The organism is Streptomyces sp. NPDC089424 (genome assembly GCF_044749345.1).
Taxonomy (GTDB): Bacteria; Actinomycetota; Actinomycetes; order Streptomycetales; family Streptomycetaceae; genus Streptomyces.
In genome coordinates, this window is sequence record NZ_JBIVHU010000009.1 from 383946 (window position 1) to 405280 (window position 21335).

General features: G+C 71.2%; 18 protein-coding genes. 13 read left to right on the plus strand and 5 right to left on the minus strand.

What is annotated here, in order from left to right; translation table 11 throughout:
- Positions 1–29 precede the first annotated feature (29 nt).
- Both ACIP2X_RS32770 and ACIP2X_RS32775 read right to left on the minus strand, forming a co-directional pair.
- Positions 30–1361 (minus strand): alpha-2,8-polysialyltransferase family protein, encoded by a 1332-nt coding sequence (locus tag ACIP2X_RS32770; RefSeq protein WP_401680171.1) that lies wholly within the window; start codon positions 1359–1361, stop codon positions 30–32.
- A complete protein-coding gene (locus ACIP2X_RS32775; protein ID WP_401680174.1) occupies positions 1361–2347 on the minus strand; it encodes a glycosyltransferase family 2 protein in 987 nt (328 codons plus the stop codon). Before ACIP2X_RS32775 ends, ACIP2X_RS32770 begins: the two co-directional genes overlap by 1 nt.
- A 198-nt stretch (positions 2348–2545) precedes the next feature.
- Between ACIP2X_RS32775 and ACIP2X_RS32780 the strand changes: the two genes are divergently transcribed.
- From ACIP2X_RS32780 to ACIP2X_RS32795, 4 genes are read left to right on the plus strand one after another with little or no spacing between them, the layout of a single operon-like run.
- On the plus strand, positions 2546–3895 hold the full coding sequence (locus ACIP2X_RS32780) for a DUF6716 putative glycosyltransferase (protein WP_401680177.1): 1350 nt from the start codon (positions 2546–2548) through the stop codon (positions 3893–3895).
- A gap of 32 nt (positions 3896–3927) precedes the next feature.
- Positions 3928–5208 carry a cytidylyltransferase domain-containing protein gene (locus tag ACIP2X_RS32785; RefSeq protein WP_401680181.1) on the plus strand — a complete coding sequence of 427 codons (1281 nt, stop codon included), beginning with the start codon at positions 3928–3930 and terminating at the stop codon, positions 5206–5208.
- A gap of 14 nt (positions 5209–5222) precedes the next feature.
- Positions 5223–6161, plus strand: coding sequence for an N-acetylneuraminate synthase family protein (locus tag ACIP2X_RS32790; RefSeq protein WP_401680184.1), 939 nt, complete (start codon positions 5223–5225; stop codon positions 6159–6161).
- 58 nt (positions 6162–6219) lie between these two features.
- Positions 6220–7284 carry a hypothetical protein gene (locus ACIP2X_RS32795; RefSeq protein WP_401680187.1) on the plus strand — a complete coding sequence of 355 codons (1065 nt, stop codon included), beginning with the start codon at positions 6220–6222 and terminating at the stop codon, positions 7282–7284.
- Positions 7285–7304: 20 nt separating this feature from the next.
- Here the strand turns inward: ACIP2X_RS32795 and ACIP2X_RS32800 are convergent, their stop codons facing one another.
- Positions 7305–8003 (minus strand): class I SAM-dependent methyltransferase, encoded by a 699-nt coding sequence (locus tag ACIP2X_RS32800; protein ID WP_401680188.1) that lies wholly within the window; start codon positions 8001–8003, stop codon positions 7305–7307.
- 266 nt (positions 8004–8269) lie between these two features.
- Here ACIP2X_RS32800 and ACIP2X_RS32805 point away from each other — a divergent pair, with 266 nt between their 5' ends.
- The 8 genes from ACIP2X_RS32805 (at position 8270) to ACIP2X_RS32840 (ending at position 18151) form a co-directional block, all read left to right on the plus strand.
- Positions 8270–9517 carry an amidohydrolase gene (locus tag ACIP2X_RS32805; RefSeq protein WP_401680261.1) on the plus strand — a complete coding sequence of 416 codons (1248 nt, stop codon included), beginning with the start codon at positions 8270–8272 and terminating at the stop codon, positions 9515–9517.
- A gap of 265 nt (positions 9518–9782) precedes the next feature.
- The gene (locus ACIP2X_RS32810; protein WP_401680190.1) at positions 9783–10835 is read left to right on the plus strand and encodes a BMP family protein; all 1053 of its coding nucleotides are present in this window, start codon (positions 9783–9785) and stop codon (positions 10833–10835) included.
- 330 nt (positions 10836–11165) lie between these two features.
- Positions 11166–12215 (plus strand): BMP family protein, encoded by a 1050-nt coding sequence (locus ACIP2X_RS32815; RefSeq protein WP_401680193.1) that lies wholly within the window; start codon positions 11166–11168, stop codon positions 12213–12215.
- A 160-nt stretch (positions 12216–12375) separates the two neighbouring features.
- A complete protein-coding gene (locus tag ACIP2X_RS32820) occupies positions 12376–14019 on the plus strand; it encodes an ABC transporter ATP-binding protein (protein ID WP_401680264.1) in 1644 nt (547 codons plus the stop codon).
- Positions 14019–15137 (plus strand): ABC transporter permease, encoded by a 1119-nt coding sequence (locus ACIP2X_RS32825; RefSeq protein WP_401680196.1) that lies wholly within the window; start codon positions 14019–14021, stop codon positions 15135–15137. The genes ACIP2X_RS32820 and ACIP2X_RS32825 overlap by 1 nt, the downstream gene beginning before the upstream one ends.
- On the plus strand, positions 15134–16399 hold the full coding sequence (locus ACIP2X_RS32830) for an ABC transporter permease (protein WP_401680199.1): 1266 nt from the start codon (positions 15134–15136) through the stop codon (positions 16397–16399). Before ACIP2X_RS32825 ends, ACIP2X_RS32830 begins: the two co-directional genes overlap by 4 nt.
- Positions 16396–16797 carry a cytidine deaminase gene (locus ACIP2X_RS32835; RefSeq protein WP_401680202.1) on the plus strand — a complete coding sequence of 134 codons (402 nt, stop codon included), beginning with the start codon at positions 16396–16398 and terminating at the stop codon, positions 16795–16797. The genes ACIP2X_RS32830 and ACIP2X_RS32835 overlap by 4 nt, the downstream gene beginning before the upstream one ends.
- Positions 16798–16867: 70 nt before the next feature.
- Complete coding sequence (locus ACIP2X_RS32840; RefSeq protein ID WP_401680205.1) at positions 16868–18151, plus strand: thymidine phosphorylase; 1284 nt, start codon at positions 16868–16870, stop codon at positions 18149–18151.
- Positions 18152–18205: 54 nt separating this feature from the next.
- On the opposite strand, the gene ACIP2X_RS32845 is transcribed toward ACIP2X_RS32840, so the two are convergent.
- Complete coding sequence (locus ACIP2X_RS32845; RefSeq protein WP_401680208.1) at positions 18206–19129, minus strand: AEC family transporter; 924 nt, start codon at positions 19127–19129, stop codon at positions 18206–18208.
- A gap of 145 nt (positions 19130–19274) precedes the next feature.
- Here ACIP2X_RS32845 and ACIP2X_RS32850 point away from each other — a divergent pair, with 145 nt between their 5' ends.
- Positions 19275–19655 carry an STAS domain-containing protein gene (locus ACIP2X_RS32850; protein ID WP_401680211.1) on the plus strand — a complete coding sequence of 127 codons (381 nt, stop codon included), beginning with the start codon at positions 19275–19277 and terminating at the stop codon, positions 19653–19655.
- Here ACIP2X_RS32850 and ACIP2X_RS32855 read toward each other — a convergent pair.
- Entirely contained in the window at positions 19539–20555 is a 1017-nt protein-coding gene (locus ACIP2X_RS32855) for a sigma-70 family RNA polymerase sigma factor (RefSeq protein ID WP_401680214.1), read from the minus strand. The two genes, ACIP2X_RS32850 and ACIP2X_RS32855, sit on opposite strands and share 117 nt — an antisense overlap.
- Positions 20556–21335: the final 780 nt, after the last annotated feature.

Below are 21335 nucleotides of genomic sequence, written 5' to 3' on the forward strand. Positions count from 1 at the left end.
ATGTGGCGCCTTGTTCACGCCCTCTTCATCTACCGCTTGACGGCCTTCTTCAACGCCCGTGCCCGGCGCACCACCCGGCGCGCCGTACTGTTGCGGGGCAGGAAGGACAGCCGCTCGGGGATGCCGCCGGGCAGGCCCAGCGAGGTGAGCCGGCGCTTCTTGAAGTAGCGCTGGGTCCGCGGGCCGAGGTGCTGGGAGAGGAACCGCTCGGCGGCGGGCCGCAGACCGGACTGGATCTGCGGCTGCATGGTGAAGCCGACCGCGGCGACCAGCCCGTTGAGCAGCTCGTCCGCGAGCGGCTCCTCGCTCCCGCGGCTCTCCAGGTCGGGCAGCAGCGCGTCGGCCAGGGTGACCGGCAGCCGGTTGCTGTTCTGGTACGGCGTGAGCCGGTCCAGCAGCGGCTCGGTGCCGATGCGCGCGACCGGCAGGTCGTAGAACGCGGACGCGGTGAACAGCGCGGTGGAGAAGCAGCCGACGACCAGGGCGGGCCGGGCCTTGGCGAAGAGCACCTCGGCGAGGACGGGGGAGTCCAGCACGGTGAGCTCGACGCCGAGTTTGTCGGCCTCCGCCTCCAGGGCGCGGCTGTAGCGGGCCGGCGCGGTCGGGTGCGGCTTGAACACGACGGCCCGGTGCCCGCGCTGCACCGCACCGCGCAGCATCCGCACGTGGAGGTTCTCCTCCTCGGCGGCGGACATGATGTTGAGGGCCGACAGGTACTGGCCGAGCAGCAGGGCTGCGTTGTCCGGCAGGGCCGGCAGGTCCCCGGCGACGTCCGTGAGGCCGCTCATGACCTTGAGGAACGCGTCCGTCGGCACCAGCTGCGCCGGCACGTCGAACTCGGTCAGCAGCAGCGGGGTGAGACCGGGTACGAGGTCCAGGTGCAGCAGGCGCCGGACGCGGGTGCCGACCAGGGGGTCGAGCTTGTTGCGGGTGGGGCCGTAGCTCATCAGGCCGTCGGCGTAGACATGGACCGGGGCGCCGGTGAAGATCTGCGCCAGCCCGAGCGCCGGGTTGACCTGGATGGACTCCATCACCAGCTCGACCCGGTCGTCGCCCAGCCCCCACAGCAGCCGCAGATAGCGCTCGAACAGCGGCAGGTCGTCGGGGCGCGGCTGCCAGGCACCGGGGTGGAACGGGTGGATCGCCTCGTTGAACGACAGCACGTCGTCGAAGTGGTCGCGCAGCGTGTCGAAGCCCGGCATCTCGTCGACCGCCGGCGTGGTCTCCGGCGTCGCCGAGTTGTTGAAGACCAGCAGCACGCGCCGGTCGGATTCCTCGAAGCAGTCGGAGTCGATCGCGGCGGCCAGCGTCGCCGCGCCGTACAGCGTGGAGACGCAGAAGATCTGGGTGGTACGGGACATCAGGCAGCCGCCTTCGCTGTGGTGATCCGGCGCCGCAGCCGCCGCAGCTTGGAGGCGCGCCGCAGGTCCATGGTGTCGAGTACGTCGCCGAGTGCGTCCTGGGGCATGCGCTTTATGGCCGCCGCGCTCATGATCCGCAGCTGCTTGGCCACGGACGGCTCGAACTTGTCGATCTCCGAGAGGTGGTGGGCGATGATCGCGCAGTAGGTGCGTACGGCCTTGGGTAGCAGCCGCTCGGCGTCGCGGTCGGCCGCCGTCTCCTCGATCACCTGGTCGAAGGCGCGGATGAAGTCGAGCTGGCGGACGTCACCGATCTGCGTGAGGGAGCCGGCCACGCCGCGCCGGTAGAACACGCCGAGCAGGCCGACCACGGCGAAGGACTCGGCCTCACGGTGCAGCTTCCAGATCCACGGCCGGTCCTCGGCCGTGCGCAGCCCGTCGGTGAAGTGCAGCAGGCCCTTGTCCAGGAGCCGCCGGTGGAAGGCGCCGGCCCAGGCGTAGGCGTAGTCGACGGAGGTCGTGCGGTCGGCGGGCAGGATGGCGTCACGGGGGTTCATGACCTCGTCCCGGAGCCCTACGGGGACGCGGTGCACGGTGCGGGCGCGGTGGGTGGCCTGGACGTGGTCGGTGCGGACGAAGTCGCAGCCCAGCCGCTCGATGGCCGTGACCAGCTCGCCGTAGTAGCCGGGGGCGAGCCAGTCGTCACCGTCCAGGAAGGTGATGTATTCGCCGGTCGCCACCTCGAGGCCGGAGTTCCGAGCGGTGGCCAGCCCTCCGTTTTCCTCTCTGCGGATATAGCGCACCTGAGCGACCGCGGAGAGCTCTTCGGCCGCGCGTTCGAGAATGGCCGGCGTCTCGTCCTTCGATTTGTCGTCCACCAAGATGAACTCGAAGTCCTGGCGGGCGTTCGCGCGAAGGCTTCTCAGGTTGTCCGGGGCGTATTGCTGCACGTTGTAGAACGGCACGATCACGGAAAGCTTTGGCACCTGCGAAAGCCTAGGAGGCGGCCCCGCTGCGGAACTTTCCGGTGAGGGTACAGAGGGTGAACTCGATGTGTCGGAACGGTGCATCCCGTGTACTTCCTGGGCTTCGGCGAGCCAGTTCGGCTCTCGGTGGGTTGCTGTTAACTTTTCGTTGAGGCGTGGTTGGCCGGCAACTAGAAATTGCTTCCTAGCGTCTTGGCTGTGCCACCAAGTACAACGAAGCCCACGCGGATCGCAGTACTCGCCGACTCGGACACCCGATGGAAATGGGGTGCTCTGACGGCGAGCCGTATCGCTCCGGGCCCGTCCATGGAAGCCGGATCGCAAGGCGGGACGCAAGTCGCCCCCGCCCTGGACGGATTTCTGCTGCGCGGCCGGGCCACCCCCACGCCCCGCCAGCTGGCGGAAGTGGGCGTGCGCGCCGACTCCCTCACGGAGGTCACGGCCGTCGAGTTCCTGCGCGTCATGGCGCGGGAGTCGTACGACGTGCTCGTCCTCTCCCTGGTCGGCGGCGGTGTGCAGGCGATGCTGCACGGCCTGCGGCAGGTCTGGGCGGACCGCGAGAAGCGGCCCGTCGTCGTCACCGGCTACGTCGGCGTCGTCTACGAGAAGCTCGCCGACGGCCTGCTGCTGCGGCACGGCGCGGATCTCGTCCTCGCCAACTCGCGCCAGGACGCCGAGCGCTTCCGCGCGGTGTACGACGGGGTCGGCGCCGACTCCACCGCGGTCACCGAGGTCGCACTGCCGTTCCTGGGTGGCGCCGCGTACTCGGGTGAACACGACCCGTACACGGTGGTCTTCGCCGCCCAGCCGTCGGTCCCCGAGAACCGCAAGGACCGCACCTACCTGCTGAACCGCCTCGTCCAGCACGCGCGGCTGCACCCCGAGCGCGAGGTGCTGCTCAAGCTGCGCTCCAGGCCCGGTGAGCACACCACCCACATCGAGGAACTGCCGTACCAGAAGCTGGCGCAGCGGCTCGGCGAGCTGCCGCCCAACTTCAAGCTCGTCTACGGCAACATGGGCGAGGTCCTGGACCGCACGGACCTGCTCGTCACGGTCAGCTCGACGGCCGCGCTGGAGTCGCTGCACCGCCGGATCCCCACCGTCGTCCTGTCCGACCTCGGGATCCGCGAGACGCTCGGCAACCACCACTTCGTCGGCTCCGGCTGCCTTGCCTCCTGGGACCAGCTCGACGCCGGGCACCGGCCGGTGCCGGACACCGACTGGGTGTCCCGGCAGGGTGTCGCCGCCGACGGTTCGTACGAGACCGCCTTCGACGCGGCCCGGGAGCGGATCGCCAAGCTGCTGCGGCAGCCCGGGGGGCTGGCCCCCCTGGCGCCGTACTACACGCCGGTGACCGCCCCCGGCTATCTGCCCGGCATCCTCGCCCGGCACCACCTCGGTCCCGACGGCACCCCGCTGCCCGGCGCCCCCGCGCACGACAAGGAGCCCGGCCCGGTGCGCCAGATCGTGCGTCGCGCCGCGCGCGGCGCCTACCGGCACGGCGTCCAGCGGGTCGCGCCCGTCATCCGGCGGATGGGGGAGCTGTGAGCCGTATCAACCCTGGTCAAGGAGTAGTTCCCATGTCCCACCCGGAAGCGGGCCAAGGCGCGACCGTACGCCGTGTGCTCGCGGTGATCCCCGCGCGCGGCGGCTCCAAGGGCGTGCCCGCGAAGAACCTCGCCCCGGTCGGCGGCGTGCCGCTGGTGGCCCGCGCGGTGCGCGAGTGCCGGGCCTCCCGGCTGGTGACCGACGTCGTCGTCTCCACCGACGACCAGGCCATCGCCGCCGCCGCCCGCTCGGCCGGCGCCGAGGTCGTGCTGCGCCCCGCCGCCATCGCCGGCGACACCGCCACCTCCGAGGCCGCCGTCCTGCACGCCATGGACGCCCACGAGGCGCTGCACGGCTCCCCGGTCGACGCGGTGCTGCTCGTGCAGTGCACCAGCCCGTTCCTGATCCACGAGGACATCGACGGGGTGGCCGGCGCGGTCGTCGAGAACGGCGCCGACACCGCCGTCACCGTCGCGCCCTTCCACGGTTTCATCTGGCGCGACGCCGACGCCGAGGCGGCCACCGACGAGGTGGTCACCGCGGCCGACTCGCGCAGCACCGGCGGCGGCTACGGCGTCAACCACGACAAGTCCTTCCGCCCGCGTCGCCAGGACCGGCCCCAGGACCTGCTGGAGACCGGCGCCGCCTACGCGATGGACGCGGCCGGCTTCCGCGAGCACAAGCACCGCTTCTTCGGCCGCACCGAACTGGTGCGCACCGACCCCGCGCGGGTCCTGGAGGTCGACGACCCGCACGACCTCGCCCGCGCCCGCGCCCTGGCCCCGCTCTTCGACGCGGACCGGCCCGGCGCCCTCCCGACCGCAGACGACATCGACGCGGTCGTACTCGACTTCGACGGCACCCAGACCGACGACAGGGTGCTGATCGATGCCGATGGACGGGAGTTCGTCTCCGTGCACCGCGGAGACGGCCTCGGCATCGCGGCCCTGCGGCGCAGCGGCCTGAAGATGCTGATCCTGTCCACGGAGCAGAACCCGGTCGTCGCCGCCCGGGCCCGGAAGCTGAAGATCCCGGTGCTGCACGGCGTCGACCGCAAAGACCTCGCGCTGAAGCAGTGGTGCGAGGAGCAGGGCATCACGCCGGAGCGCGTGCTCTACGTCGGCAACGACGTCAACGACCTCCCGTGCTTCGCCCTCGTCGGCTGGCCCGTCGCGGTCGCGAGCGCCCACGACGTCGTACGCGGCGCCGCACGCGCGGTCACCACCGTCCCCGGTGGTGTCGGCGCGATCCGAGAGATCGCCGGCTGGATCCTCGGTCCCTCTCTCGACTCTCTCGACCCCTCCACCAAGTAAGGAAAGTTCCTGCCATGAGCACCAACTCCCGCCTCCGTACCTTCGGCTCCCGCGAGGTCGGCCCCGGCAAGCCCGTCTACATCTGCGGCGAGATCGGTATCAACCACAACGGTGACCTGGAGAACGCCTTCAAGCTCATCGACGTGGCCGCCGAGGCGGGCTGCGACGCGGTCAAGTTCCAGAAGCGCACCCCGGAGATCTGCACCCCGCGTGACCAGTGGGACATCGAGCGCGACACCCCCTGGGGCCGGATGACCTACATCGACTACCGCCACCGCGTGGAGTTCGACGAGGACGACTACCGCAAGATCGACGAGTACTGCAAGTCGAAGAACATCGACTGGTTCGCCTCCCCGTGGGACACCGAGGCCGTCGCCTTCCTGGAGAAGTTCGACGTCCCGGCCCACAAGGTCGCGTCCGCGTCCCTCACCGACGACGAGCTGCTGAAGGCGCTGCGCGCCACCGGCCGTTCGGTCATCCTCTCCACCGGCATGTCGACGCCGAAGCAGATCCGCCACGCCGTCGAGGTCCTGGGCAGCGACAACATCCTGCTGTGCCACGCCACCTCGACCTACCCGGCGAAGGCCGAGGAGCTCAACCTCCGCGTGATCAACACGCTGGAGAAGGAGTACCCGAACGTCCCGATCGGCTACTCCGGCCACGAGACCGGCCTGCAGACCACGCTGGCCGCCGTCGCCCTCGGCGCCACCTTCGTCGAGCGTCACATCACCCTCGACCGCGCCATGTGGGGCTCGGACCAGGCCGCGTCCGTCGAGCCGCAGGGTCTGCAGCGCCTGGTGCGCGACATCCGCACCATCGAGGCCTCCCTCGGTGACGGCGTCAAGCAGGTCTACGAGTCGGAGCTCGGCCCGATGAAGAAGCTGCGCCGCGTCCAGGGCGTCGTCGCCGAGGCGGAGATCGCCGCCGCGGCCGGCGAGCCGCTCCAGGTCTGACCGCCAGGTCAGCCACCACCACTCCCACCACGCCTGATCACGGGACGGTCGTAAGCCGATGAGCCCCCGCGCCGGGAATGCCGGCCCTCGCACCCTCGCCTTCGTCGAGAGTCCGGTACAGCTCCTGAACGTGCTGGAGTGGGCGCATGTCCACGCGCCCGGCGCGGGGCTCACCCTCGTCGTCCTCTCGCCCGTCGATCCGATGACCCGCGGCCAGCTGCGGCGGATGGCGGAACTGGCGCGCGAGGAGGGCTACGAGGTCCGCTGGGAGGAGGCACGCGGCGGCGCGTCCGCACCCTTCCAGACGATCGGCGGGCTCATGGGAGTGCTGCGCCGCGCGGACCGGATCGTGATGGGCGATCCGTTCTCGCGGTACGTGCAGCTGCTGCTCACCATCACGCGGGCGAGCGAGCTCGTGGTCGTGGACGACGGGACGGCGACGATGGAGTTCGTCACCCAGCTCGCCCGCGGCGAACGTCTGGTGCGCTGGCACCGGCGGGGCGCCCGCCCCGGTCCGCGTGATCTGCTCTTCGCCCCGGTGTCGTCCTCGGCCCGGCGTCGCCTGACGCCGGGCGGGGGCCGCCGGGTCGAGGTGTTCTCCTCCATGCCCATCGAGGAGACGCCGGGCGGTGTCACGGTCACCGCGAACGACTTCGCCTGGACCCGTGCCCGCTTCGGCCCGCCGCGCATCACCAAGGGCGCGGACATGGTCGGCACCTCGCTGGTGGAGACCGGCGTCGTGGACGCCGACCGCTATCTGGAGGCGGTGCGCTCCCTGGCCAAGGCGCACGGGGCCCGCCGCTACTTCGCCCACCGCCGCGAGAGCGTCGAGAAGCTCCACCGGCTGGCGGTGGAGACCGGCCTGGAGGTCGTCCGCCCCGACCTCCCGCTGGAGCTCATCGCCCGCCGCGGCCCGGTGGGCCGCACCATCCTCAGCTTCCCCTCGACGGTGGTCCACACCCTGCCGCTCGCGCTGGCCGGCACCGAGGTCCGCGTCGCCGTCTGCGACATCGACCCCGACTGGCTCACCCAGACGGCCTCACCGCGCGCCCAGGGCTTCCTGGACGGGGTGACGGGGACCGCACGGGACGTGCACCGCCTGTCCGCGGTGCAGGCCGTCTAGGGCCGCTTTCGCAAGAGGCCCTAGGGGGCCTGACGTCCCGGGCCCGCCTGCGACGGGCGCTGGTGCGCCTTGCGGAACAGCAGGAACGCCCGCGGGTGGCGCTCCTTCTCCTCCGGCTCGCGCAGGACGCTCGCGTACAGGTCGAGACCGGCCTTGCCGAGCAGCAGCGCCACCTCTTCGGGCGAACGCCAGTGGTAGTCCAGCGCGATCTCGTGCCCGAAGCGCTCCGTCACGTGGAGCCGGTCCTGCCCGTCGGGCACCTGGAAGGACAGCAGCACGGGGGCGCCGGGCCGCAGCACGCGGTGGAACTCGGCGAAGGCGTCCGGCAGGCGGTCGTCCGGCACATGGATGATCGAGAAGAGCGCCAGGACGCCGCCCAGCGACGCGTCCGGCAGGCCCAGACGGGTCATCGTGCCCACGTGGAAGCGCAGCGCCGGGTACGCGCGCCGTGCGAGGGCCACCATTCTGGGTGACAGGTCCACGCCGAACACCGGGACGCCGAGGTCGTGCACCAGTGCGGTCACATGGCCGGGCCCGGAGCCGAGGTCGGCGACCGGGGCGGGGGAGTGGGCGCGGGCCAGCTCCGCGAACGCGCCGACCAGGGCCCGGTCGAAGGGCACACCGCCCATCGCGTCGGGGAAGGCGGACGCGTAGTCGGCGGCGATGGTGTCGTACGAGGCACGGGTGGCCTGGAGGAAGGCCGCGTCCGGATCGGTCACGGTCGCGCACGCTACCGCGCCGGCCTCCGCCGCGGGGGTCCGTCAGGTGAACGAAAGCGCGCGGTCGGGTCCAGGCGTGGTATGCGTGGAGGAGTGGGTGGTACCCGTGATCAGCCCGACCGGAGGAAATCGGGCGAGTTTACCCACCCGAACCGATACCTATGCGCTCGGCGGCCGAGTTTTCTTCCCCTAACGGGCTGAACTTTTGTTGATCTCGGGGCAGTTGGCCGTGCGGGCGTCCTACCCTTCAGAGGGTGAAGCAACTGATGTCACTGGAGTCCGACGCCGACCTCCTCGGAGCCGCCCGAGCGGCGGGAGCCGCCCTTCCCGGCACGCTCCCCGAGCCGCTGCGTGCCGAACTCGTCGCGTTCCGACGCGACTTGCACATGCACCCGGAGCTCGGCAACCAGGAGTTCCGTACGACCGCCGCGATCAAGGCACGGCTGGAGAAGGCCGGCCTGCGCCCGCGCGTACTCGCCGCCGGCACCGGTCTGGTCTGTGACATCGGTGTGGAAGGGGACCAGTGGCGCGGCGGGCCCGAGATGCTCGCCATGCGGGCGGACATCGACGCCCTGCCCATCCCGGACGCGAAGACCGAGTGCCCCTACCGCTCGACCGTGCCCGACCGGGCGCACGCCTGCGGCCACGACGTGCACACCTCCGTCGTGCTGGGCGCCGGGCTGGTCCTCGCCGACCTGCACCGGCGGGGCCTGCTGCCGCAGCCCGTGCGGCTGGTCTTCCAGCCCGCCGAGGAGGTGCTGCCCGGCGGTGCCGCCGAGGCCATCGACTGCGGTGTGCTCGACGGGGTGAAGCGGATCATCGCCGTGCACTGCGACCCCCGGGTGGACGCGGGCATGATCGGCCTGCGCGAGGGCCCGATCACCTCCGCCTGCGACCGCCTGGAGATCGCCCTGGACGGTCCCGGCGGCCACACCGCCCGGCCGCACCTGACGACCGACCTGGTCACCGCCGTCGCCCGCGTGGTCACCGATGTGCCGGCGCTGGTCGCCCGCCGCGTGGACACCCGCAGCGGCCTCGCCGTGACCTGGGGACGGATCGAGTCCGGGCACGCCCCGAACGTCATCCCGCAGCACGCGGAGCTCTCCGGGACCGTGCGGTGCCTGGACATGGTGGCCTGGCGGGACGCACCCGACATCGTCCACGCGGCGATCGACGAGGTGGCCAACCTGCACCGCGCCAAGTCCGAGATCAACTACGTCCGCGGCGTCCCGCCCGTCGTCAACGAGCCCGGCGTCACCGAGCTCCTCGCCGACGCCATGACCGCGCGCAGAGGCCCCGACTCGGTCGAGGGCACCGACCAGAGCCTGGGCGGCGAGGACTTCTCCTGGTACCTGGAGCAGGTCCCCGGCGCCATGGCCCGCCTCGGGGTGCGCACCCCGGGCGAGCGCACGGTCCGCGACCTCCACCAGGGCGACTTCGACGTGGACGAGTCCGCGATCAAGGTCGGCGTGGAGCTGTTCACGGCCGCGGCCCTGCTCGACGCCGGCCGGTAGCCACCGGCGGGCCCGGGGGCCGCTCCGGTTGCGGCCCCTGTGCCCGCGCGGCAGCCTTGCCCGTAGCGGTCGGGCCCGCCCCGCGGGCGTGCCCGGATCGCCCCAGGCGCACCCTGTTCGAGCCGGTGGTTCACCTGTCCGTAACCGGCCACCGGCACGAATGGATAACGGCCACGGAGTACCCCGTTCCCAGGAGTGTCTACGCGCGTTAATGTGCGCCGAACCGAGCGCCCACTGCGGGGCTTTGGAGAATGGGGAACTTCAGATGCGTCGGATATCCAGACTGACCCGCGTCGCGGTGGGGGTCGCGTCGCTCGCTCTCGCCGCCACGGCCTGCGGCGGGACCAGCAGTGACAGCGGCGGAAAGAGCGACACCAAGGAGGACCTCGGCCTCGCCATCGCGTACGACATCGGCGGCAAGGGCGACCAGTCCTTCAATGACGCCGCGTACGCGGGCCTGAAGAAGGCCGCGGACGAGTACGGCTACAAGACCGCCGACATCGAGCCCACCGAGGGCGAGACCGACGCCGACAAGGAACAGCGCCTGGCCTCCCTGGCCAAGCAGGGCTACAACCCCGTCATCGGCGTCGGCTTCGCGTACGGCCCGGCGATGGAGGCCGTCGCCGCGAAGTACCCCGACACCACCTTCGGCATCGTCGACTCCGTCGTCGAGGGCAAGAACGTCGCCTCCCTCGTCTTCGCCGAGGAGCAGGCCTCCTACCTCGCCGGTGTCGCGGCCGCCAAGGCCACCAAGACCAACACCGTCGGCTTCATCGGCGGTGTGGACATCCCGCTGATCCACAAGTTCGAGGCCGGCTTCAAGCAGGGCGTCGAGGAGACCGGCGGCGGCAAGGTCAAGGTCGTCTCGCAGTACCTGACGCAGACCGCCGAGGAGGGCGGCTTCTCCAGCCCCGACAAGGGCAAGGCCGCCGCCGAGGGCCAGATCGAGAAGAAGGCCGACGTCGTCTACCAGGCGGCCGGGCTCTCCGGTCAGGGCGTGATCGAGGCCGCCGCCAAGGCGAAGGTCTGGGCGATCGGCGTCGACTCGGACCAGTACCAGCAGGAGGCGCTGGCCACGTACAAGGAGTTCATCCTCACCTCCGCGCTCAAGGACGTCGGCGGCGCGGTGTACTCGCTGGCCAAGTCCGTCGAGGGCGGCAAGCCGCTGACCGGCGTCCAGACCTTCGACCTGAAGGTGGACGGCGTGGGCCTGGCCGACAGCAACCCGGAGTACGCGAAGGTCGCGGGGCTCCAGGACGCCGTGGAGAAGGCCAAGGCGGCCATCATCGACGGCTCGATCAAGGTCAGGACCGAGTAGGACCCGGCCGCTGAGCAGGCGAAAAGTACAGATCCGTACGGAGCGGGCGGGTGCCGAGGGCACCCGCCCGCTCCGTCGTACCCGGGGTCCTCGCCCCCCTTTGCGGGTGGCAAGCTTCCGACCTGGCCCCCGAGTGCCGTTGGCCACGGGCGCATAACAAGGTGGACAGAAGGGGTTTTCAGGCTGGTCTACGCGCGTTAATCTGCGGCGAAGCCAGCGCCGAAGCTGAACCGTACGGCGCTGCATCCCGGGGAAGTGCGGGCACGCACTGAACGACGCGGGAACGCACCCGCACACTCCGGATCCGCCAGTACGACAGGAGCACCACACATGCGCCGGGTTTCCCGCATCGCGGTCGCAGGCGCAGCGACCGCCTCCCTCGCCCTCGCCCTCTCCGCCTGCGGCGGTACCTCGACCGAGAGTTCGACCTCGGACTCGAAGGGCGACAAGGGTCTCGCCATCGCCTACGACGTCGGCGGCAAGGGCGACCAGTCCTTCAACGACGCCGCGTACGCGGGCCTGGAGCAGGCCAAGAGCGAGTTCAAGTACGAGACGGCCGACATCGAGCCCACCGAGGGCGAGACGGACGCCGACAAGGCGCAGCGCCTCGCGTCGCTGGCGAAGCAGGGCTACAACCCGGTGGTCGGCGTCGGCTACGCGTACGCCCCGGCGGTCGAGGAGGTCGCGGCCAAGTACCCCGACACCACCTTCGGCATCGTCGACGACTCCCAGGTCCAGTCGGACAACGTGGCCGACCTGGTCTTCTCCGAGGAGGAGGCCTCGTACCTGGCCGGTGTGGCCGCCGCGAAGAGCACCAAGAGCGATGTCGTCGGCTTCGTGGGCGGTGTGGACATCCCGCTGATCCACAAGTTCCAGGCCGGCTTCGAGCAGGGCGTCAAGGACACGGACCCGAAGGTCAAGGTCCTCTCCCAGTACCTGACGCAGACCGCCGAGGAGGGCGGCTTCTCCAGCCCGGACAAGGGCAAGACGGCCGCCGAGGGCCAGATCGAGAAGAAGGCCGACGTCGTCTACGCGGCGGCCGGCCTGTCCGGTCAGGGTGTCATCGAGGCCGCGGCCGCCAACAAGGTGTGGGCGATCGGCGTCGACTCCGACCAGTACATGCAGGAAGCCCTCGCGAAGTACAAGGACTCGATCCTCACCTCCGCCACCAAGGACGTCGCCAAGGCCGTCTACAACCTTGCGAAGTCGGTGGAGGACGGCAAGCCCGAGACCGGTATCGTCAGGGGCGATCTGAAGAGCGGCGAGGTGGGTCTCGCGGACTCCAACCCGAAGTTCGCGGGCGACGCCGAGCTCCAGGAAGCCATCGACGCGGCCAAGGAGAAGATCATCAGCGGCGAGATCAAGGTCAAGAGCAGCTGACAAGCCGTTGCCGAGCAGTCGGTAACCGCGGGGTTACGTCCGATCGACGGGGTATGGGGAGCCGGTCTCCCTGTACCCCGTTGTCCGGCGCGTCACCCCGCTTTGTATGCCGTAGGGGCGCTACGCGCGTAGACGGCCCCCGTCCCCAGGAGAGTGCGCCATCAACGCGTCCAGCAGCCCTCCGGCCGGAGCGGCGGTCCACGGTCAGGCGACCGCCGTCGAACTCGCCGGGATCACCAAGCGTTTCCCGGGAGTCGTGGCCAACCACGACATCCACCTCAGCGTCCGCAAGGGCACCGTGCACGCCCTGGTCGGCGAGAACGGCGCCGGCAAGTCCACGCTGATGAAGATCCTCTACGGCATGCAGAAGCCGGACGAGGGCACCATCACCATCGACGGTGAACAGGTCACCCTGCACAGCCCGGCCGACGCCATCACGCGCGGCATCGGCATGGTGCACCAGCACTTCATGCTGGCCGACAACCTCACCGTGCTGGAGAACGTGGTCCTCGGCAGCGAGAAGCTGTACGGCATCGGCGCCAAGGCCCGCCGCAAGATCAAGGAGATCTCCGAGCGCTACGGCCTCGGCGTCCGCCCCGACCTCCTGGTCGAGGAACTCGGCGTCGCCGCCCGCCAGCGGGTGGAGATCCTCAAGGTCCTCTACCGCGGCGCCACCACGCTGATCCTCGACGAGCCGACCGCCGTGCTCGTGCCGCAGGAGGTGGACGCGCTCTTCGCCAACCTGCGCGAGCTCAAGTCCGAGGGCCTGTCGGTCATCTTCATCTCGCACAAGCTGGGCGAGGTCCTCTCCGTCGCCGACGAGATCACCGTGATCCGCCGCGGCACCACCGTCGGCACGGCCGTCCCCGCCGAGACCACCCCGCGCCAGCTCGCCGAGATGATGGTCGGCAGCGAGCTGCCCACCCCGGAGACCGCCGAGTCCACGGTCACCGACCGCCCGGTGCTGAGCGTCGACAAGCTCCGCATGGCCGCCCCCGGTGGCAAGGCACTCCTGGACGACATCTCCTTCACCATCCACGCCGGCGAGGTCCTCGGCATCGCCGGCGTCGAGGGCAACGGCCAGACCGAGCTGGTCGACGCGCTGATCGGCCTGCGCCACGCCGACTCCGGCACGATCGCCCTCGCCGACGAGGAGATCACCGCCTGGCCGACCCGCAGGCGCCGCGAGCAGGGCGTCGGCTACATCCCCGAGGACCGGCACCGGCACGGCCTGCTCCTGGAGGCCCCCCTCTGGGAGAACCGCATCCTCGGCCATGTCACCGAGAAGCCCAACGCCAAGGGCGTCTGGCTGGACCCGAAGGCCGCGCAGGAGGACACCCGCCGCATCGTCGAGGCCTACGACGTCCGCACCCCCGGCATCGACGTCACCGCCGCCTCGCTCTCCGGCGGCAACCAGCAGAAGCTGATCGTCGGCCGGGAGATGAGCCACAAGCCGCGCTTCCTGATCGCCGCCCACCCCACCCGCGGTGTGGACGTCGGCGCGCAGGCCGCGATCTGGGACCACATCCGCGAGGCCCGCCGCGAGGGCCTGGCCGTGCTGCTGATCTCCGCCGACCTGGACGAGCTGATCGGCCTGTCCGACACGCTCCGGGTGATCTACAACGGCCGGCTGGTCGCCGACGCCGACCCCGCCACCATCACCCCGGAGGAGCTGGGCTCCGCCATGACCGGCGCCGCGACCGGTCACCTGGAGCACGACGAGACCCCCCAGACCCCGGCAGACAGCCCCGAGACCCCCGAGATCCGCAAGTCTCCCGAGTCTCCGGAAGACGAGGCCCGCTGATGAAGAAGTTCGACAAGGAGCGCGTGCTCCTCGCGGTGGCCGGACCGGTCATCGCGCTCGCCGTGGCCTTCGTGCTCAGCGCGATCGTGCTGATCGCCTCCGGCAAGAACCCCGTCGAGCCGTTCGCCCTGATGTTTGAACAGCTCGGCTTCTCCGACATCCAGGTGCTGATCATCAACCAGGCGTCGATGTACTACATCGCCGCGCTGGCGGTGGCCATCGGCTTCCGGATGAACCTGTTCAACATCGGTGTCGACGGCCAGTACCAGCTCGCCGCCATGATGGCCGCGATCGTCGGCGCCCACCTGAACGTGCCGGCCGTGATCCAGATCCCGCTGCTGCTCCTGACCGCGCTGTGCACCGGCGCCTTCTGGGCCGGCATCGCCGGTGTCCTGAAGGTCACCCGGGGCGTCAGCGAGGTGGTCGCGACGATCATGCTCAACGCGATCGCCACCTCCGTCATCGGTTACCTGTGGCTGCCGACCGTCTTCGGCGTCAAGGTCGGCAACAACAACACCACCGGCGAGATGCATTCCTCGGGCTGGGTGCCCGGCATCGACATGGGCGCTGCCGGCGAGATCTACGGCCTGGTCGTCCTCGCCGTGCTCCTCGGCATCGGCTACTGGGTCGTCCTCAACCGCACCCGCTTCGGCTTCGACCTGCGCGCCTCCGGCGCCTCCGAGTCCGCCGCCGCGGCCTCCGGCGTCGACCCCAAGCGGATGACGCTGACCGCCATGCTCATCTCCGGCGCCCTCGCCGGTCTCGCGGGCCTGCCGATCCTGCTCGGCGACACCCACACGTACAGCCTCAACTTCCCCACCGGCATCGGCTTCCTGGGCATCGGCATCGCCCTGCTCGGCCGGAACAGCCCGGTCGGCATCGCGTTCGCCGCGCTGCTGTGGGCCTGGCTCGACAAGGCCTCGCCGGAGCTGGACTTCCACGGCTACGACAAGGAGATCGCGGTCATCATGCAGGGCCTGATCGTCCTCTCGGTCGTCGTCTCCTACGAGGCCGTCCGCGAATGGGGTCTGCGCCGCCAGCAGCGCCGGGTCGGCGCCGAACTCGCCGCCGGTCACGTCCTCGGCGCCCACAACACCAAGGAGGTGGCTGGCCGATGACCACCGCGACCGACGTCAACCAGCCCACGCTGCAGCCCGCGGCGCCGACCGGCCGCCGCCTCTCGTGGCCCGTCGTGCTGCTGATCATCGCCGGAGCCCTGGCGCTGATCTCGCTCGTCCGCATCGTCACCGGCGCCGACGGCATCACCAACGTCAGCCAGATGTCCACCGCGCTCCAGCTCGCCGTGCCGATCGGCCTCGCCGGCCTCGGCGGCCTGTGGGCCGAGCGCGCGGGCGTGGTCAACATCGGCCTCGAAGGCATGATGATCCTCGGCACCTGGTTCGGTGCCTGGGCCGGATTCCAGTGGGGCCCGTGGACCGGTGTCCTCGTGGGCATCCTCGGCGGCGCCATCGGCGGCCTGCTGCACGCCTTCGTCACCGTCACCTTCAACGTCAACCACATCGTCTCCGGTGTGGCCATCAACATCCTCGCCCTCGGCGCCACCCGCTACCTCGCCCCGCTCGCCTTCGAGGGCCACGCGGGCGGCTCCGCCAAGCAGTCCCCGGCGGTCGAGTCCCTCGGCAACTTCACCGTCCCGGGCCTCTCCGACGGACTGCGGGAACTCAACAACCAGGGCTGGTTCCTGATCTCCGACCTCGCCGGCCTGCTCGGCGGCCTGGTCACCAACGTCTCCTGGCTGACCCTGGTGGCCGTCGCGCTGATCCCCGCCACCTGGTGGATCCTGTGGCGCACCGCGTTCGGCCTGCGGCTGCGGTCCTGCGGCGAGAACCCGGTGGCGGCCGAATCCCTCGGCGTGAACGTCTACAAGTACAAGTACATCGCGGTCGTCATCTCCGGCGGACTGGCCGGCCTCGGAGGTGTCTTCCTCTCCATCGTCGCCAACCCCTTCTATCTGGAGGGCCAGGTCAGCGGCCGCGGCTACATCGGCCTCGCCGCGATGATCTTCGGCAACTGGATGCCGGGCGGACTCGCCATCGGCGCCGGGCTGTTCGGCTACACCGACAGCCTCAACCTGCGCGGCGGCTCCGAGAACGTCCACGCCCTGCTGCTGCTCGGCGCGCTGCTGCTGATCATCGGCGCGGTCTGGCTGGTGATCCGCAAGAAGTACGTCAACGCGGTGATCACCCTCGTCGCCGGCGCCCTGGTCTTCGCCTGGTACGCCACCACCAACGAGGTCCCCAACCAGGTCGTCTCCGCCACGCCGTACGTCATCACGCTGGTCGTCCTCGCGCTCTCCGCGCAGCGCCTGCGGCCGCCCAAGGCCGACGGTCTGCCGTACCGGAAGGGACAGGGCAAGTGACACCGCCGGCCGAGGTCGACTGGGAGGCGCTGCGCGCGGTGGCCCGCGAGGCCATGACCCACGCGTACGCCCCCTACTCCGGCTACGCCGTCGGGGTCGCCGCCCTGGTCGACGACGGACGCACGGTCAGCGGCTGCAACGTCGAGAACGCCTCCTACGGGATCTCCCTGTGCGCCGAGTGCGGGCTGGTCTCGGAGCTGCACCGCACCGGCGGCGGCCGGCTGACGCACTTCACGTGCGTGGACGGCCGGGGCGAACTGCTCGTCCCGTGCGGCCGCTGCCGTCAGCTGCTGTACGAGTTCGGCGGCCCGGGCCTGCTGCTGGACACCCCGGCGGGCATCCTGCCGCTGTCGGAGATGCTGCCCCACGCCTTCGGGCCGGAGCACCTCTCCTCGTAACTCCCGTACGGCCCCTGGGACCCCGTCCGCAGGGGCCGTACTCTTCGCAATCCCCGGAAGGAAGCCCAGCATGGCCATGGACGCCATCTCCGTCATCCGCACCAAGCGCGACCGCGGTGAGCTCAGCGACGAGCAGATCGACTGGGTCATCGACGCGTACACGCGCGGCGAGGTGGCCGACGAGCAGATGTCGGCGCTCGCGATGGCCGTCCTGCTCAACGGCATGAACCGCGGCGAGATCGCCCGCTGGACGGCGGCGATGATCGCCTCCGGCGAGCGCATGGACTTCTCGTCCCTGTCCCGCCCCACGGCGGACAAGCACTCGACGGGCGGCGTCGGGGACAAGATCACGCTTCCGCTGGCCCCCCTCGTCGCCGCCTGCGGCGCGGCCGTCCCGCAGCTCTCCGGCCGGGGCCTCGGCCACACCGGCGGCACCCTGGACAAGCTGGAGTCGATCCCGGGCTGGCGGGCGCTGCTCTCCAACGAGGAGATGCTCTCGGTCCTGGACGGCGTGGGCGCGGTCATCTGCGCGGCCGGCGACGGCCTCGCCCCCGCCGACAAGAAGCTGTACGCGCTGCGCGACGTCACCGGCACGGTCGAGGCGATCCCGCTGATCGCGTCCTCGATCATGTCGAAGAAGATCGCGGAGGGCACGGGCTCGCTGGTGCTCGACGTGAAGGTGGGCACGGGCGCCTTCATGAAGACGCTGGACGACGCCCGCGAACTGGCCTCCACCATGGTGGGCCTGGGCACGGACCACGGCGTGCGGACCGTCGCCCTGCTGACGGACATGTCGACGCCGCTCGGCCTGACGGCGGGCAACGCGCTGGAGGTCCGCGAGTCCGTGGAGGTCCTGGCCGGCGGCGGCCCCGCGGACGTGGTCGAGCTGACGCTCGCGCTGGCCCGCGAGATGCTGGACGCCGCGGGCATCCGCGACGCCGACCCGGCAAAGGCGCTGGCCGACGGCTCGGCGATGGACGTATGGCGCCGGATGATCGCGGCCCAGGGCGGCGACCCGGACGCCGCGCTGCCCACGGCGAAGGAGCAGCACGTCGTCAAGGCCTCCGCGTCCGGAGTCCTCACCCGCCTCGACGCCTACGACATCGGCGTCGCCGCCTGGCGCCTGGGCGCCGGCCGCGCCCGCAAGGAGGACCCGGTGCAGGCCGGCGCGGGTGTCGAACTCCACGCCCGGCCCGGCGACACCGTGACCGAGGGCCAGCCGCTGCTCACCCTGCACACGGACACCCCCGAGCGCTTCGACTACGCCCTCGAGGCGGTGCACGGCTCCTTCGACATCGCACCCCCCGGCACGGACTTCACCCCGTCCCCGGTGGTGCTGGAACGCATCGCCTGACCTGCGGCTTTTTTGTACGGGGGAACGGGGCCGGTGGACCACCACCTGCCCCGTTCACCCGAGCAGCGCCGCGACCGCCACGAGGACCGGGACCGACAGGATCGTGGAGAGCAGGATCGCCTCGCGGGCGAGGACCTCGCCGACGCGGTAGCTGCTCGCGTAGGTGAACAGGTTCTGCGCGGCGGGCAGGGCCGATGTGACCACCACGTCGAGCAGGGCCGCGCCCTTCAGGCCGAAGACGCCCGCCGCCAGGGCCCAGGCGGCGAGCGGCTGGGCGAACGCCTTGAGCGCCACCGCGAGCAGCACCGGCCCCCGCTCCCCGCCGCGCAGCGGGAGAGTGCTGCCGCGCAGCGAGATGCCGAAGGCCAGCAGAACGGCCGGGACGGACATGTTCCCGATCAGCGTCAGCGGGTCCATGACCGGGCCGGGGACGCGCACACCCGACGCCGACACCGCCACCCCGGCCAGGGAGCCGAGAGCGATCGGATTGCGCAGCGGAGTGAGCAGACGCTGCCACAGCGGCCGCTTCGCCCCGCCCCCGGCCGAGAGGTCCAGGATCGTCAGCGCGACCGGGGTGACCCCCACCAGCTGGAACAGCAGCACCGGCGCCACCAGCGACGCGTCACCCAGCACGTACACCGCGATGGGGATGCCCAGGTTCCCCGAGTTGACGTAACTGGAGCACAGGGCCCCGACGGTCGTACGGCCCACCCCCCAGCGGCGTGCGGCACCCACCGTCACGAACACTCCCGCCACCGCCGCCGTGCTCAGCGCCGTGACCAGGAGCCGGCTGGAGAAGACCACCGACAGGTCGGCGCCCGCGAGGGTGGTGAAGAGCAGGGCGGGGGAGGCCACATGGAAGGCGAGCTTCGTGAGCACCTCCCGCCCCTGCGCACCGAGGTGTCCACGCACCCCGATCACATAACCGGCCGCGATCACCACCGCGATCACCGCGAAGCCGCTCAACACCCCCTGCACGAAGCCCCCTTGACGGGGACGCGTATTCCGGCTGTCGCGGGCGGCGGGAGTGGTCCATGGCGCATACACCCAACCCTCGGGGGCGCCCCTCGCCCAGGTCAATGTGATCCTCGCGGCGCGACGAGGCGGCCACCGGCGATGAGTTATGGCGGCCGCGCCGGTCTACCGGTTCGTGGACGCCATGACCCCTGCCGAGATCGTGCTCGCCGGCCCCGTCACCCGGGACGAGGTGACAGGGCTCTGCGACGACGTGCGGGCGTTGCTGGAGAACACCCGGGCACCGGTGGTCGTATGCGACGTCGCGGGGATCGGCCCACCGGGCCTCGCGACCGTCGACCTGCTGGCCCGGCTGGCGCTGACGGCGAAGCGGGCCGGAAGCGGGATCCGGCTCCGCGACCCCGACCCCGCGCTACACGCCCTCCTCGACCTCGTCGGTCTCCGCTTCGAGGTGGAGGGGCAGCCCGAACAGCGGGAACCACCGCTGGGTGTCGAGGAAGCAGTGGAAACCGGTGATCCGTCCGTCTGAGATCTCCAGCACCTGCACCGCCCACGGCGTGAAGCCGCCCGACTCCGGGTCCGGCTTGTAGTGCGCGAAGCCCGGCAGGCCGTTGACCTCCACGGGACGCAGCCGGGAGCCCGCGCAGGCGGAGCCGATGGTGGTCATGAAGCCGGTGATGTCGGCCGGGCCGCGCAGCCACAGGTCGAACGGCGGCATCGTCATCACCGCGTCCTCGTGGAGCAGGGCGGTCAGCGCCGCCATGTCGTAGCCCTCGAACGCCGCGACATACCGCTCCAGGAGCTTTTGCTGCTCCTCGTCCAGGGCGTCGGACACCACCGCGTCGGAGCCGGTGTCCGAACGCTCCGCGAGCGTCGCGCGGGCCCGCTGCAGGGCGCTGTTGACCGACGCCACCGTGGTGCCGAGCAGCTCGGCGACCTCGCTCGCCTTCCAGGCCAGCACCTCGCGCAGGATCAGCACGGCGCGCTGCTTGGGCGGCAGCTGCTGGAGGGCGGCCATGAACGCCAGCCGCACGGACTCCTTGGCGACGGCGGCCTCCGCCGGATCGGCGGTCGAGGGCAGCACGCGGGCGTCCGGCATCGGCTCCAGCCAGGTGTGGTCGGGGCGCGGCGACAGCGCGGCCTGGGCGAGCGGGGTGGCCTCCGACAGGTCCATCGGCCTGGCGCGCTTGTTGCCCGCGTTCAGCATGTCCAGGCACACGTTCGTCGCGATCCGGTAGAGCCAGGACCGGACGCTGGAACGTCCCTCGAACTTGTCGTAGCTGCGCCAGGCGCGGACGAGGGTGTCCTGGACCGCGTCCTCCGCCTCGAAGGACGAGCCGAGCATGCGATAGCAGTAGCCCGTCAGCTCGACCCGGTGTTTCTCCAGTGTCGCGTCGAGATCCGTCGTCGTCGCCGTGCCGTTGCTCATCGTCCACCCACCCCTGTGGCCGTTCCCTGTGCCGCGCACCGTTGCACCCAGCACTTCGGAAGCTACCGCAGCCCACTGACAATGACCCCCCGACTCAAAAAACCCCCACCCCAGAACCCCGGCCCACAGCCCACGCCCCCAGTGACCACCGGCCGCGCAGCGCCGCACCCGCGTACGGCGGGAAGGGACCGGCTCGCCAGGCGCGGAGCCGCAGGCGCCCGTGGCGGAGAGGGCTGACGGGTTCAGGCGTCGGGTGCGCAGCGCCGCACCCGCGTACGGCGGGAAGGGGCGGGCCGCCAGGCGCGGGGCCCCACGCGCCTGCGGCGGGGAGGGCTGACGGGCTCAGGCGTAGGGTGCGCGGCGCCGCGCTCGCGTACGGCGGGAAGGGACCGGCTCGCCAGGCGCGGAGCCGCAGGCGCCCGTGGCGGGGAGGGCTGACGGGTTCAGGCGTCGGGTGCGTGGCGCCGCACCCGCGTACGGCGGGAAGGGGCGGGCCGCCAGGCGCGGGGCCGCACGCGCCTGCGGCGGGGAGGGCTGACGGGTTCAGGCGTCGGGTGCGCAGCGCCGCGCTCGCGTACGGCGGGAAGGGACCGGCTTGCCAGGGCGCATGGCGCGGAGCCGCAGTCGCGTGCGGCGCGAAGGAACCGGCTTGCTGGGGCGCCAGTCACACGGCGCGGCAGCCGCACGCGGCGGGAAGGGGGTGGGTCGGGGGGTGTCCGCCCGCAGCGGTTGGCGCGTCAACACGGGTGCGTCGGTGAGTGACCGATTCCGCGCCGTTCC